Annotated in this window: 7 protein-coding genes; 3 read left to right on the top strand and 4 right to left on the bottom strand. The window is 74.5% G+C overall.

Annotated features, from left to right (window positions below):
• Window positions 1-400: 400 nt before the first annotated feature.
• The gene (locus EDF20_RS06535) at window positions 401-8,791 is read right to left on the bottom strand and encodes an SdrD B-like domain-containing protein (RefSeq protein WP_133738158.1); all 8,391 of its coding nucleotides are present in this window, start codon (window positions 8,789-8,791) and stop codon (window positions 401-403) included.
• 240 nt (window positions 8,792-9,031) lie between these two features.
• Window positions 9,032-9,352 (bottom strand): DUF1653 domain-containing protein, encoded by a 321-nt coding sequence (locus tag EDF20_RS06530; RefSeq protein WP_133738157.1) that lies wholly within the window; start codon window positions 9,350-9,352, stop codon window positions 9,032-9,034.
• A 56-nt stretch (window positions 9,353-9,408) separates the two neighbouring features.
• On the opposite strand from EDF20_RS06530, the gene EDF20_RS06525 reads away from it, so the two are divergent.
• Window positions 9,409-10,080, top strand: a complete 672-nt coding sequence (locus EDF20_RS06525; RefSeq protein ID WP_133738156.1) for a hypothetical protein — start codon at window positions 9,409-9,411, stop codon at window positions 10,078-10,080.
• Window positions 10,081-10,180: 100 nt separating this feature from the next.
• Here EDF20_RS06525 and hxlA read toward each other — a convergent pair whose 3' ends face one another.
• Both hxlA and hxlB read right to left on the bottom strand, forming a co-directional pair.
• A complete protein-coding gene (gene hxlA / locus EDF20_RS06520; protein WP_123547560.1) occupies window positions 10,181-10,804 on the bottom strand; it encodes a 3-hexulose-6-phosphate synthase in 624 nt (207 codons plus the stop codon).
• 49 nt (window positions 10,805-10,853) lie between these two features.
• Window positions 10,854-11,462, bottom strand: coding sequence for a 6-phospho-3-hexuloisomerase (gene hxlB, locus EDF20_RS06515; RefSeq protein WP_133738155.1), 609 nt, complete (start codon window positions 11,460-11,462; stop codon window positions 10,854-10,856).
• A gap of 254 nt (window positions 11,463-11,716) precedes the next feature.
• Here hxlB and EDF20_RS06510 point away from each other — a divergent pair, with 254 nt between their 5' ends.
• Both EDF20_RS06510 and EDF20_RS15635 read left to right on the top strand, forming a co-directional pair.
• Entirely contained in the window at window positions 11,717-12,262 is a 546-nt protein-coding gene (locus EDF20_RS06510; protein ID WP_233569086.1) for a sigma-70 family RNA polymerase sigma factor, read from the top strand.
• Window positions 12,252-13,514 carry a hypothetical protein gene (locus EDF20_RS15635; protein ID WP_166644769.1) on the top strand — a complete coding sequence of 421 codons (1,263 nt, stop codon included), beginning with the start codon at window positions 12,252-12,254 and terminating at the stop codon, window positions 13,512-13,514. Before EDF20_RS06510 ends, EDF20_RS15635 begins: the two co-directional genes overlap by 11 nt.
• Window positions 13,515-13,672 lie beyond the last annotated feature (158 nt).

Genomic DNA, 13,672 nt, shown 5'->3' with positions numbered 1-13,672 from the left:
CCTCGGTCGGGGGCACGTCGACTCACCTCTGCGCCTCGGGTGCGCAGCACCGCGGGAGGCGCGGTGCACGACGGCACGGCCGGGGAGTCGGTCCCGGAGGCGGCCCGACCGTTCCGCCAGGGGCGGACCGGTCGACCGGCAGGTGCTGTCGAGGTGACGGGTCGGTGTCGGTTCCAGCGGGGCCTCGGGGCCCGGCACGTCCGCCCAGCGCTCCCGAGGGGTACGGGCGGGCGCGGGCGAAACGACGAGCATGCACCACGAGCCTGAGTGTCCCCGCAGAATCCCGGGTCGCTGCTCGGTCTGGGCACCTCGGGAGTTGCCAGTTGGCGGGGTCTGGCACGACTCAGAGGCCCACCAAGTGGCAAGTCGAAGGTCATCGTCGCCCGCAGGAGGCGCCTCCTCAGTCCTCCGTCACGGTGCGGCGGCGACGGCTCGGCCGGCGCGAGACGACCAGGGCCGCGCCTCCGGCGACGAGCAGTGACAGCCCCATCAGCAGCACTCCGCCGAGGTCGGAACCGGTGAAGGCGAGACGCTGCGCGGTCAGGCCGGTGAGCACCTGCTCGGAGCCGCCGGGCGCGAGCGTGAACGTGGTGCGCACGCCCGTGCTCGGCCGCGTCCCCGCGGGGACTCCGTCCATCGACACCGTCACCGTGTAGTCGCCGGCGGGCAGACCGCCGACCGACCAGCTGCCGTCGGGCCCGGTCGTCACGACGATCGTGACCGGCCCCTCGGGTCCGCTCCAGACGATCGTCACGCCGACGCCTCCGACGCCCTTCTCGCCCGGGTCGCGCACTCCGTCGCCGTCCGCGTCGTCGAACACGACGCCTCCGACGCCGGCCGTTCCGCGCACCACGAAGTCGACGTCGAGCTGCTGCTCGCCGGCCTCCAGCTGCACGGTGGTCGCCGTCAGGGTGTCTCCGTCGAGGTCGGAGGCCGGCACGGTGCCCGCAGGCAGGGTCGAGGGGTCGTAGCTGACCCGCACCGCCCCGGCCGGGAGGCCGTCGACGGTCCAGGCGCCCGACGCGTCGGTCGTCCGCGTCAGCACGAGGTCGTCGGCGGTGTCGAGGGCTCCGTCGGCACCGGCCAGGCGCACGGTGACGACCACGCCGCCGACGCCGGGCTCGTGCGGGTCGCGTACGCCGTCGCCGTCGACGTCGAGCCAGACCGAGTCGCCGAGCGACGCGTCGGCACGGAAGCCGAAGTCCTGGTCGAGGTCGGCCTCACCGGCCGCCAGCGTCGTCGTGCTCGTCGGCACGGAACCGGAGCCGCTGCCGGCACCAGGGCCGGAGCCCGAACCAGCACCAGCACCAGACTCGGACCCGGCCCGCGTCGTCGTCAGCCCGGCGGGCACCCCGCCCGTCAGCTCGACCCGGAACTCGCCCGCGGCGAGGTGCTCGACCAGCCAGCGGCCCTGCTCGTCGGTGACGGCCGTCTCGACCCGGTCGTCGGGCGAGCCGAGCACGCCGTCGACGCCGGCCCAGGTCAGGGTCACCGTGACGCCGGGGATCCCGACCTCGTCGTCGCCCTGACGACCGTCGCCGTCCTCGTCGAGCCAGACCGTGTCGCCGATCGAGCCCGCCCCGGCGAAGCCGAAGTCCTGCTCGAGGTCGACCACGCCGCCGCCCAGCTCGAGCGCGCTGCGGCCGTCGGCCGGTGCGTCACCCGCACCGTCCGACCCGCCCGTGGCGTCCGCACCGTCCGCGTCGCTGCTCGGCGTGAGCCCCGCGGGCACGCCGCCGACCACCGCGACCGTCCAGCGGCCGTCGGGCAGACCGTCGACCCGCCACGAGCCCGCGTCGTCGGTCGTCGTCGTCAGCACGACGTCGTCGCCGCCGCCGGCCACGCCGTCGGGGCCGAGCCAGGTCAGCTCGAGCTGCACGCCGGGCAGGCGCGGGTCGCCGGCCGAGTCGGTCCCGTCCGCGTCGCGGTCCCAGAAGACCGTGTCGCCGAGGGCGTTCGTGCCTCGGTAGCCGAAGTCCTGCACCAAGTTCGACGCGCCTCCGGCGATCTCGACCTGCGAGACGTTCGGGGCACCTCCGTCGGGGTCACCGGTGTTCACCGCGGCGAGAGCCACGCCGCCGTCGACGGACACCCGGTAGCGGCCGTCGGGCAGCAAGGTGAACAGGTATGAGCCGTCGGCCGCGGTCAGGGTGGAGAAGAGCTGGTCGTCCGCGGTGTCGAGCACGCCGTCGGGGCCTGCCCAGGTCAGCGAGACGCGCTGGCCCGGCACCGGCTGCTCGTCCGACGAGCGCACGCCGTCGCCGTCCGTGTCGAGCCAGACCGAGCTGCCCACGGAGGCGCCGCCCGCGAACGCGAAGTCGGCCGTCCGGTGCGCCGTGGCGACCGGCAGCTCGATCGTCGTGACCCCGTCGGGGCTGGCGTCCTCGTCGCGCACCAGGCCGAGCCCGGCGGGCACGGAGGCGCTGTCGACGCTCACGCGGTAGCTGCCCGCGGGCAGGCCGTCGACCAGGTAGCTGCCGTCCGTCGCGGTGACGGCGCTGAACACGGCGTCGTCGGCCGTGTCGAACCGGCCGTCGGGGCCGACCCAGAGCACGTCGACCCGCACGCCGCCGAGGCCGCGCTCGTCGTCGTCGAGCACGCCGTCGCGGTCACGGTCGAGCCAGACCACCCGACCGACGCTGCTGTCGCCGCGCAGGCCGAAGTCGGCGTCGTCGACGGTCGTCCCGGTCCGGGCGACGACGACGGTCGTGGCCAGGTCGAGGTCGGCGTCACGTTCGTGCACCGACGACAGGCCGGGCAGCAGCGTGCTCCGGTCGACCACGACCGAGAACGAGCCGAGGGGCAGCGAGCCGACCGACCAGGCCCCGGAGGCGTCCGTCAGCACCGAGGGCAGCGCTACGTCGTCCGCGGTGCCGGCCGTGCCGTCGGGCCCGGCCCAGGTCACCGTGACGCGCACGCCGGGCAGGCCGGGCTCGTCGCTCGTCTGCACGCCGTCACCGTCGCGGTCGAGCCAGACCCGGTCGCCGATCGTCGAGTCGCCGCGGTAGCCGAAGTCCTGGTCGAGGTCGACGGAGCGCTCGCTCGAGAGGGAGGTGCGCGAGACGCCGTCGGCCGGGCCGGTGGCGTCGTGCGTCGGCACGAAGCCGGGGGCGACGCCCGAGGTGACGGCGACCGTGTGGTCGCCGTTCGGCAGGTCGCGGACGAGCCAGTCGCCCTCGTCGTCGGTGACGGCGCCGAAGACGAGGTCGTCGGCCGTGCCGAGCACGCCGTCCGCGCCGAGCCAGGTGACCGTCACGCCCACGCCGCGCAGGCCGGGCTCGCCGGGCTGCTGCACGCCGTCGCCGTCGACGTCCCACCACACGCGGTCGCCGATGCTCGAGGTGACCTCGTAGCCGAAGTCGGCCGTCAGGTGCGGGGCGTCGCCGGCCGCGAGCACGACGCGCGTCGTGCTGTCGCCTCCTGCGGTGCCGGTGGCGGTGCCGTCCTCGTCGTAGCTCGAGGTCGCGCCCTCGGGCAGCGCGCCCGTGACCGTGACCCGGTGCTCGCCGGGCAGCAGGTGGTCGACGAGCCACGAGCCGTCGGTGCCCGTGACCACGGGGACGACCGCGTCGTCGGCCGTGTCGAGCTCGCCGTCGGCGCCGGCCCAGGTGACCGTGAGCTGGACGCCCACGAGCCCCTGCTCGCCGTCGTCCTGCACGCCGTCGCCGTCGCGGTCGAGCCACACGCGGTCGCCGATCGCGCCGGTGCCGCGCCAGCCGGTGTCCTGGTCGACGACCTGCTGGCCCGCGCCGAGCACGAGCGTGCTGGTCGCGGTGCGGCCGCCGAGGCCCGAGACGCCGGCGGGGCCGGACGCGAGCAGGTAGCCGGCCGGCAGGCTGCCGACCTTCACCGAGTAGTTCCCGGCGGGCAGGCTGCCGACCGACCACGCGCCGGTCTCGGCGTCGCTGTCGCGCTCCCACTCGACGTTGTCGTCCTCGGTCGCGAGGTCGCCGTCCTGGCCCGCCCACGTCACGAGCACCTCGGCGCCGCCGATCCCGGGCTCGCCCGCGCCCTGGCGGCCGTCGCCGTCGCGGTCGGCCCAGACGAGGTCGCCGAGCGAGCCGCTGCCGGCCCAGCCGAAGGAGGCGTCGGTGCGGTCGGCGCCCTCGGCCAGCGTCAACACGGCCGAGTTCGCCGAGGCCACGCCGTCGAGGTCGTAGCTCGGCACGAGGCCGGCCGGCAGGGTCGCGGGGTCGACGTCGACCCGGTAGCTGCCGCCGGGCAGGTGGTCGACCTTCCACGAGCCGTCGGGGCCCGACGTCGTCGGGTGGCGCTCGTCGTCGGCCGTGCCGAGCACGCCGTCGACGCCCGCGAAGACGACGGTCACGCCGACGCCCGAGAGCCCCGGGTCACCTGCCGTGCGGACGCCGTCGCCGTTCGCGTCGAACCAGGTCGAGCCCGCGAGCGAGGCCAGGTCGACCTCGATGCCGACCGTGTCGGCGTCGACGTCGTGATATGTCTCGTAGTCTCGGCCGTCGGTCGGCTGGTCGGCCACGCCCGCGTACGACGCCACGTCGGCCGTGTTGGCGAGCTCGGGGCCGGCGACCTCGTCGGCCGAGCCGAGGCCGGCGGGGACGGTCAGCCGGTAGACGACCGTGCGGGTCTCGCCCGGGGCGACGGGGCCGTCGATCGTCCAGCTGCGGACGGCGCCGGTGACGGTGCCCGCGCCTCCCTCGACCGGGGTGAAGCCCGTGAAGCGAGTGTCCGGCGCGTCCGTGACCTGCACGTCGTACGCGGGGCCGGTGCCGGTGTTGGTCACGGCGACGCGGTACGTCAGGGTCTCGCCGGGCACGGCGCGACGGGTGTCGGCGTCGCCGACCTGGCCGTCGACGCGCTTGTCGAGCACGAGGCGCGGCTCGACGACGGTGACGGCGGCGGTCGACGCGAGGCTCGTGTAGTCGTACGAGGCCGCGAGCGGGCGCGAGGCCGGCTTGCCGTCGATCTTGTCGGTCTTGTCGAACGCGACCTGCGCGACGTTGGTCAGCACCTGGCCCGACGTCGTCGACTTCTGCGCGTACGCGGTGTACTCGAGGTGCACGACGCGCTCGGCTGCGGCCGCCGTGACGTCGCCGAGCCAGAAGCCGATCGTGCCCGTGCTCGGGGTGCCGAGCATCGACGCGGTGAGCGACGGGTCGCAGGAGGCGCAGGTCACGGCCGTGAGGGAGCCGAAGGCCTGGCCGCTCGGCAGCGTGTCGTGCACGGTGACGTCGTAGGCGGAGACGCCGGCGGGGACGCGCACGTCGAGCGTGTAGGTCGTGAGCTCGCCGGTCGTGCGCGTCGTGACGGCCGGGTCCGCGAGGGCCTTGACCACCGACAGGGAGGGGACGGTCACGGTGTCCTCGGCGGTGGCGGAGTAGGTGCGCTCGCCCTCGACGGGGCCGTCGAGCGAGCTGCCGACCGCCGTGGCGACGTTGCGGATGCGGGTGTCGCCGACCGTCTCGTCCACGGTGGCGCGGAAGGTGAAGTCGGCCGGCGAGGTGCCGGGCGCGACGTCGATCTCGGGGAACGTGATCGTGCGGCTCGACGGGTCGTAGGTGCCGCCGTCGACCCAGGTGAGGCCCTGCGGCAGCACGTCCGAGACGACGACGTCGTGCGCCGTGGACACGGCCGTGCCGGCAGGGTTCCGCACCCGGAGCGAGTACGTGACCGCCTGGCCCACGACGACCTTGCCGGCGGTGGCGTCGTCGGTCTTGGCGAGCGTGAGGGCGGGCTCGACGACGGTGGTGGTGGCGGGCCGGGAGTTGAAGGCCGTCCGTGCCGGCGTCGACGCCGCCGAGGCCGCTGGCCACCACGCCAGGGTGCCCGTGTTCCGGAGCGCGTAGCCGCGAACTACGGCCGGGTCCGCCGCCGAGTCGACGACCGTGGCCGTGATCGTGAGCACGACCACGTCGGCGTCGCCCCGCTCGCTGACGTAGACGCCCTGCGCGTTCGTCGGGAGGTCGAAGGACACGCGCTGGCGGAGGCGGTTCGCCGAGGCGACCGACGCGGGGGCGGCGGGCCCGTCGTTGATGCTGGCCGTGGGCACGCCGACGACCTGGAGACCCTGGGGGAGCTGGTCGGTCACCGAGGGCGCGAGCCCCTCCGCCGAGCTGTAGAGCGAGACGCCGCCCGGGATCGTCGTCGTCACGCGGTAGGTGATCTGCGACCCCACCGGAGCCGTCGCGACGTCGACGTCCTTCGCGACCGTGGGCTCGCCGGCGCGGACGGTCGAGGTGGCGTCGGCGCGGGCCGCGTTCGTGGTCGTGAGGGTCTTGTCGACGTTGTTCGCGGGTGTGTACGTGAAGGGCGTGCCAGTGTTGGTGGCGTCCTGGTACTGCCGCACGCCCGCCGTGTTCTTGAACTCGTCGGAGGCAGCGATGCCGGCCGGCACGGCGACCGAGTAGGTGAGCACGAGACGCCCGTCGGTCGTCCCCGACTTGGCCGGCACGGTCAGGCCCGACCAGTCGATCCGCGAGCGCGGGCTCTCGTCCGTCACCGCGCCTCCTGCGGTGACCTGGCTGACCTGGCCGGCGGTCCAGCCGGCGGGCAGCAGGTCGCGGACGCTGACCTCGGTCGCGGGCGCACGGCCGGAGTTCGAGACGGTGACCGTGTAGTCGACCGTGTCGCCGCCCTGCACGGTGGTCGGCGTGGCCGTCTTGGCCGTCGTGAGCTGCGGCTCGGTCCAGACCGCGTCGGCCTGGTCGCGCAGCTGGAAGACGGCACCGGCCGTGTTCGTGAACGTCAGCTTGGCGAGGTTCGCCGTGATGTCGCCGTCGGCGGCCGCCGTCGGGTCGCTGATGGTCGAGGTGACGATCGCCTGGAACACGTTGCCCGACGCCTCGTCGGGCAGGGTCCAGGAGATGACGCTTCCGTCGGACACGGCGTCGGGGCGAGCGGCCGTGTGGCCCGCGCCGTACGCGGCGCCCACGAAGGCGAACCCGGCGGGCAGGAAGTCCTTCACCGTGGTCGACACCGTGTTGAGCCCGACCGGGAACGTCGCCTCGATCTTCCAGCAGACCGTGTCGCCGGGGCCGTACGAGGGGGCTGCGCCGCCCTCGGGCACCCAGGAGGCGGTGGTGCAGTCGGCGGTCGTCTGCGGCACCGCGACCTGCTTCGTGAGCACGACGGCGGCGGCCTCCTGGCCGGCGGACGAGTCGTCCGGGGTCGCCAGCACGTGGCTGCGCAGCGAGTCGGGCGTGCTGCGTGCGTCGACGAGGGTCGACGTCGAGGTGAGGTCGACGCGGTTGGTCCACGAGTCCTCGGCGGCCACGGGGCCCACGCCGCTGCGGTACGAGGCGAGCGTGGTCGTCGTGAAGTCGACGGTGAAGGCGCCGTTCGTCGCCGTGAAGCCGGGCACCGTCCAGGTGATCGCCTGGGTCCACGGGCTGGCCGTGCCCGGGGTGGTCGAGACGGGTGCGAAGGCCGTGCCCGACTGGCGGTGCGTGGCGGAGCCCGCGTCGTACGACAGGCCGTCCGGGATCGTGTCGACGACGGTGAGGTCGCTCGTGCCCTGCGCGTACTCCGAGGTGGCGATCGCGAGGTGCCAGTTCGTCGTGGCGCCCTGGCGGATCGCGCCCTGGTCGTCGCCGCTGACGCCGCGGGTCTTGACGATACGCACGTCCTCGGCGCTGACCGTCGCGGTCGCCGACGACGTGTAGACGGTGCCCTGCCAGCTGCCCGACGTCGTGGCGCTGTTCGTCAGCGGCTGCTCGTCGCGGGTCTCGCTGCCGGTGTTGTTGTCGAGGTTCGCCGTGGAGAGGCCGGTCGCCCCCGCAGCGGGCGCCCCGGCGGGGAACAGCTCGTTCTCGCGCAGCGGCACGGCCGCGGCGTAGCGCAGGGTGGTCGTCGCGCCGGCGGCGAGGTCGCCGAGGCCGGTCCACTCGACCCGCGTGTACACGCCGAGGGCCAGCGGTCCGGCCGTGCCGTCAGGGTCGACCCGGACGGTGCTGACGCTCGCCGGCTCGTGGCAGAGCCCGGCCGTGTCGGGCAGCGGCCTGCTGTCGAGGCGGGGAGCGCCCGGGTACTCGACCGTGTCGGCCGCGCTGTTGTCGACGCTCGTGCAGCCGAGGAACTCGAGGCCGGCAGGCAGGAAGTCGACGATCGAGAAGCCCGTCGAGCGGCCGACCTCGTTGTTCGTGACGGTCAGCGTGTAGGTCGTGGGGTGGTCGTGCACGCCGCGGAGCAGCTCGCCCTCGGGGCTCGAGTCCTCCTTCTTGTCTAGCTTGAACGGCACGAGCGTGGTCGTCGAGCCGCCGGTCGCGCTCACGACGGCCGGGTCGGCGACGGGCGCGCCGGCGGCGTCGAACTTCGGCAGGGTCCGCGCGGCCGAGCTGGCGAAGGCGGCGCCCGAGGTCGTCACGACGGCCCCGACGGCCGCCGAGGTCGTGTACGAGTACGTGTGGGCGACGGTGACCCCGGCCTGCAGGTCGGCCACGTTCGACCAGATGAGCTTCGTCGTGCCGTCCTTGAGCTTCACGACTCGGCTGGGCGAGCCGAGGCCGGCGTCGGCCGAGGCGAACGTCGCGCCGACCGGGATCACGTCGGTGAGGGTCAGGTTGTAGCCGGGCGTCGACGTCGCGTTCGAGGCCGTCAGCGTCACCGCGACGGCGCCGCCGACGAGCGTGCTGGTGGGCGCGGACTCGGTGAAGGTGACGGCGAGCCCGTCGGCCGCGCGGGCGGCGGTCGGCGCGACCAGGGCCGGGACGGCGAGGCCCGCGAGCACGACGGCTACCGCGAGCAGGAGGCGCCAGAGGGCGCGCGGGAGGCCGGCCGGGAGCGCAGGCGAGAGGGCAGGGGCGACGGGACGGGGCACGGGTGACTCCAGGAGCTCGCCCGGGCAGCCGGGCGCGAGACGCCTCGTGCGCGGGTTCAGTCGCGGGGAGCGTCGCCGCGGGTCGGGACGCGGCAGTCCTCATTGTGGAGGACCCCCCGGGGGCAGGCAACGAGTCGCGGTCCCCCACTTCGGGGACCTCCGAGACCCCGTTCCGGGGGACGTCGCCCGTCCGCACTCCGGACGCCACGGGTGGGTGCGAGAAGCCCGCGTCCCCCCGGGCTAGGGCTCCGTGCCCGGCTCCGACTGCGGCTCCGGTTCCGGCTGCTCCGGCTGCTCCGGCTGCGGCTCCTCGCGGACGAACCGCGGCCCGTCCCAGCCGTCTCGCGTGACGCGCTCGACGAACTGCGCCACGGGACGCACCCAGTGCGAGCGGTCGCCGTAGAGCGTGCGGTAGAAGACCAGCGCCTCCTCGGTGTCGACGTGCCGCCCCGTGCCGATCACCTCGTAGCGGCCGCCCTTGAAGTGGCGGTACGTGCCGGGCACAGGAGGCGCGGGCTCGGCGGTGCGGACAGGGCCGGCGGCGGAGGGGGTCGCGGTCACCGCACCAGGCTAGGCCCGCGCTGGCCGGCGTCGGTCGTGCCCCCTACGATCGCGGCATGGCACTCCTCCACCAGGCCGAACTCGTCCCGTCGAAGCTCGAGGCCCTCGCGGCCTGGGCGCCGAGCCAGCCGTGGTTCGAGGGCGATCCCGGGCCGCTCGAGAAGGTCGCGGCGTTCCGCCTCGACGACCCGGCCGGCGAGGTCGGCGTCGAGGTGCTGCTCGTCCGCGCCGGCGACGGCCCCGTGCTGCAGGTGCCGCTGACCTACCGGGGCGCCCCGCTCGAGGGCGTCGACGACCTGCTGGTCGGCACGATGCAGCACTCGGTGCTCGGCGAGCGCTGGGTCTACGACGGGTGCGGCGACCCCGTCTTCGTCGCGGCGACCATCGCGGCCGCGCTCACCGGCGACGGCCAGGCCGACGAGGTGTTGCAGAAGTCCGACGGAGAGCGCGTGCCCCACGAGCAGACCATGGTCGTCGTCGGCAGCGGCACGGCCGGCGCCGAGGTGCCGTCGACCTCGGTGCGCGGCACGCGCGTGGTCGACGGAGCGACCGTGGTCGACGCGGGCTCGTGCACCCTCGTGGTCGCGCGGACTCCCGACGGCGGCGGCTCGCCCGCCTCCCTCGCCGAGGCCGCAGGAGGCGTGCACGACGACACGACGCAGGTCCTGTCCGCGACGTGGCCGGGCCACGACGCCCCGACGACGCTCGCCGTCGTGCTGGTGCACTAGCCGCGGGCACACGTCGAGGGCGGGTGAACTGGCTCGAGGGCGGGTCGCTGACGACCCGCCCTCGGCGCAGTTCACCCGCCCTCAGCGGTCTGCGGCGGTGCTACTTGATCGCGGCGCGGATCTCGCGTGCGGCGTCCGCGACGTCGTCGGCACCGTAGATCGCGGCGCCCGCGACGGCGACCTGGGCGCCCGCGTCCTGCACCGAGCCGACCGTGGCGGCCTTGACGCCTCCGGCGACCGAGAACGGCACGCCCGAGGCCTTGCCGGCCTCGAGCAGGGCCTCGAACGTGAAGCCGTCCTCGGCCTGCTCGTCGAGGCCCGCGTGCATCTCGACGAACTCGGCGCCGAGGGCGACGACCTCCTTCGCACGGGCGGCCTTGTCGTGCACGCCGATCAGGTCGACGACGATGCCCTTGCCGTGCTCCTTCGCGGCCTTGACCGCACCGGCGATGGTGCTGTCGCCCGCGACGCCCAGCACGGTCACGAGGTCGGCACCGGCCTTGAACGCCTCGCCGGCCTCGAGCTCGCCGGCGTCCATCGTCTTGAGGTCGGCGAACACGACCTTGTCGGGGTGCGCCTCCTTGATCGCGGTGATGGCGCGGAAGCCCTCGGCCTTGATCAGGGGGGTGCCGAGCTCGATGATGTCGACGCTGGGCGCGGCGGCGGCGGCGAGCTCGAGGGCGGCCTCGGTGGTCAGGGTGTCCATGGCGAACTGCAGCTTCATGTGGTGCTCCTTCTTTCGGGGTGGGACGTGTCGGACGAGCAGCCGGGGGCTACTCGAGGTTGGCGTGGCGGGGCCACATGTCGTCGGCGCTCTGGCCGGAGCGCTGCCACAGAGCGTGGAACAGCGCGTCGCCGACGAGCACGACGACCTGCTCGAAGAGGCCGCCGGCGTACTGCGCCGAGGCGGAGCCCGAGCGGTCGAGCTTCTCGGCGGCGGGCACGAGCACGACGGCGGTCGCGACCTGGGCCAGCGGCGAGTCGGTGGCGGTGGTCACGGCGGCGACCCGGGCACCGGCGTCGACGGCGGACTGCGCCGCGCTGACGATGCCGCTCGTCGTCCCCGACCCGCTCGCGGTCAGCAGCACGTCGCCCTCGCCGATCGCGGGGGACGTCACCTCGCCGACCACGTGCACGGTCAGGCCGAGGTGCATCAGCCGCATCGCGGTCATCCGCAGCGCGAGGCCGGACCGGCCCGCGCCGTGGACGAAGACGCGCCCGGCACCGGACACGAGGTCGGCCACGGCGTCGAGGCCGTCGGGGTCGGTCTCGACGACCGCGCGCACGGCACGGTCCACCTCGGAGCGCACGAGCTCGAGCGCGTCGGCGGACGAGGAGGTGGCGGACGAGGAGGCGGTGGAGGTGCTGTCTGCGTCGGGCATGCCGTCCAGCTTGCTCTCACCCGCCTCCTCGGCCTTGCAGCGATTCTCAGGTCACCCGGCTCGGCTGCCGCCTCTCCGTTCAGGAACTTCTGTCCTGCATCGCGTAGCGGGGGGAGCGCCAGTCCTGAGACGCGCACGAATCAGGAGGCGGCCGCACCTCTTTCCTGAGTCCCTCGAGGCACTCGTCGGACTTTCTCGACGATTTCTGTCAGACCTCGGCGATCTGCGACATTCCTGTAGTGAGGGGGGCAGACATGGACATGACGACGGAGAACGACTCCGACCTCGTCCGACGCACGTCGGGCGGGGACGAGCGGGCGTTGTCGGAGATCTTCGACCGCTGGGCGCCGACGCTGACGCGCTACGCCTGGGCGCTCGCCGACAGCAAGATGGACGTGGAGGAGATCGTGCAGGACACGCTCGTCACCCTCTGGCGCCGCTCGGCCGAGATCACCCTGCACGACGGGTCGCTGTTGCCGTGGCTGCTCGTCGCCTGCCGCAACCACGCGATGAACCTGAGGCGCAAGCGGCAGCGCACCGAGGCGGACGAGCTGCCCGCCGAGCTGATCGCCCCCGCCGACGACGACGCCCAGGAGGCGCGCGAGCGGCTCCGCTGGGTCCGTGCCGAGATCGAGGCGCTCAGCCCCGTCGACCAGCAGATCTGCGAGCTGTGCCTGATCGAGGGCCGCAGCTACGCCGAGGCCGCGAAGCTGCTCGGGCTGAGCGTCGGCGCACTGACACAACGGGTCTCCCGGACCCGGACACGACTGAGGAAGGCGGTGATCCGCGATGGACGTTGAGCCCCCCACCGGAGACGACCTGAACCGCATGCTCGTCTCGATGAAGCAGGACGTGCTGCGCCGCGCCGCCGCCGAGCCCCCTGCGCGACGACGCCCCTGGGCCCGTCGCCACCTCGGCCTGACCCTCGGCCTCGTCGCCCTGCTCGGCGTCGGGGGCGCAGGAGGCGCGCTCGCGCTGGTGCTGCCCTCGCCGTTCCAGGCGTCGCCGGCCGCCACCCCCACGAGCACGCCGTCGGCCACGCCGACCCCACGGCCGACGCCCTCGGCCGCTCCGAGCCCGTCGGCCCCGCCCCCGCAGACCGTCCCCGCGCCCGCCACGGGAATCGACTGCGCGACCCTGGGCGACCGCGCGCAGGTGACCTCCCTGGTGCCGGCCGCCCAGCTCGTCACGGTGCAGCCGGGCTACTGGAGTTCGGGCGACGCCGCCTACCGGCAGGCGGGAGTCCTCGACTGCCGCTGGACCGCCGAGGGCGCGGAGCTCTCGGAGGACGTCGTCGAGATCCGGATCTCGCCCGCGGCGGACCGGGGCAGGGAGTGGATCTCGGGGCTGACGCAGTCCGGCCTCCCCGGCCTGCAGGTGGGCGACGTGTCGGCCGCCCGGTGCGAGGACGACTACGGCACGAGGTGCAACGCCTCGCTGGTGTCGGGTCCGTGGTGGATCGAGCTGTCGTTGGGCGCGACCGTCACCTCCGCCCCCGTGACGACGGAGACGGCGCGGGCCGCCGCCGGCAGCGTCGTCACGGTCACCGACGCGCTCACGCCGGGTGCGCCCTGGGCCGGCCAGGAGTCGTCGTGGGCAGGGACTTCCTGCGCTGCTCTGCCGTCGGGCCGCACCGTGGGCGAGCTCGCGGGCTCGCCCGACATGGGCGACGTCGTGGAGCAGGGATGGACGCCCGCGACGGGCATCCGCCAGACCCAGGCGTGGTCGACACGGTGCTCCTGGACGATCGCGTCGGCGGACGACACGCAGCCGGACGGGTACGTCAGCGGGGTGACCGTGGAGTTCGTGTCGGGGAGCGCGTGGGCCTACGGACGAGAGACCATGCCGGGGACCCCCGTCGAGGTCGCGGGGGCCGACTCGGCCACCCTCGTCTGCTACTCCCACGAGGGAGCCTCCTGCTGGGTGGACCTGGTGTCGGACGGCACGTGGGTCCAGGTGCTGGCATACGTCGACCCCGAGGACTCGGGGCTGCTGATCCCGCTCAGCGAGGCGGTCCTCGCCGCCCAGGCCGCCGCCTCCGGACGGGGCTAGTCCGGGACGAGCAGCCCTGCGGGGCAGCCCCTGCGGGGGCACGGAGACCATCCGGCGCGGGGGCGCCGGACGGGCCGGTCGTCGGGGAGGGACGGCCGGCGAGAGGGGGGAAGACGCGGGAGCGTCGGGTCGAGCACGAGGGGCACCGACCCGCCGCT

Source organism: Frigoribacterium sp. PhB116 (assembly GCF_004364285.1).
GTDB lineage: Bacteria > Actinomycetota > Actinomycetes > Actinomycetales > Microbacteriaceae > Frigoribacterium.
The sequence above is the reverse complement of the archived record's forward strand: the minus strand, read 5'-3'. Positions and strand labels throughout refer to the sequence as shown.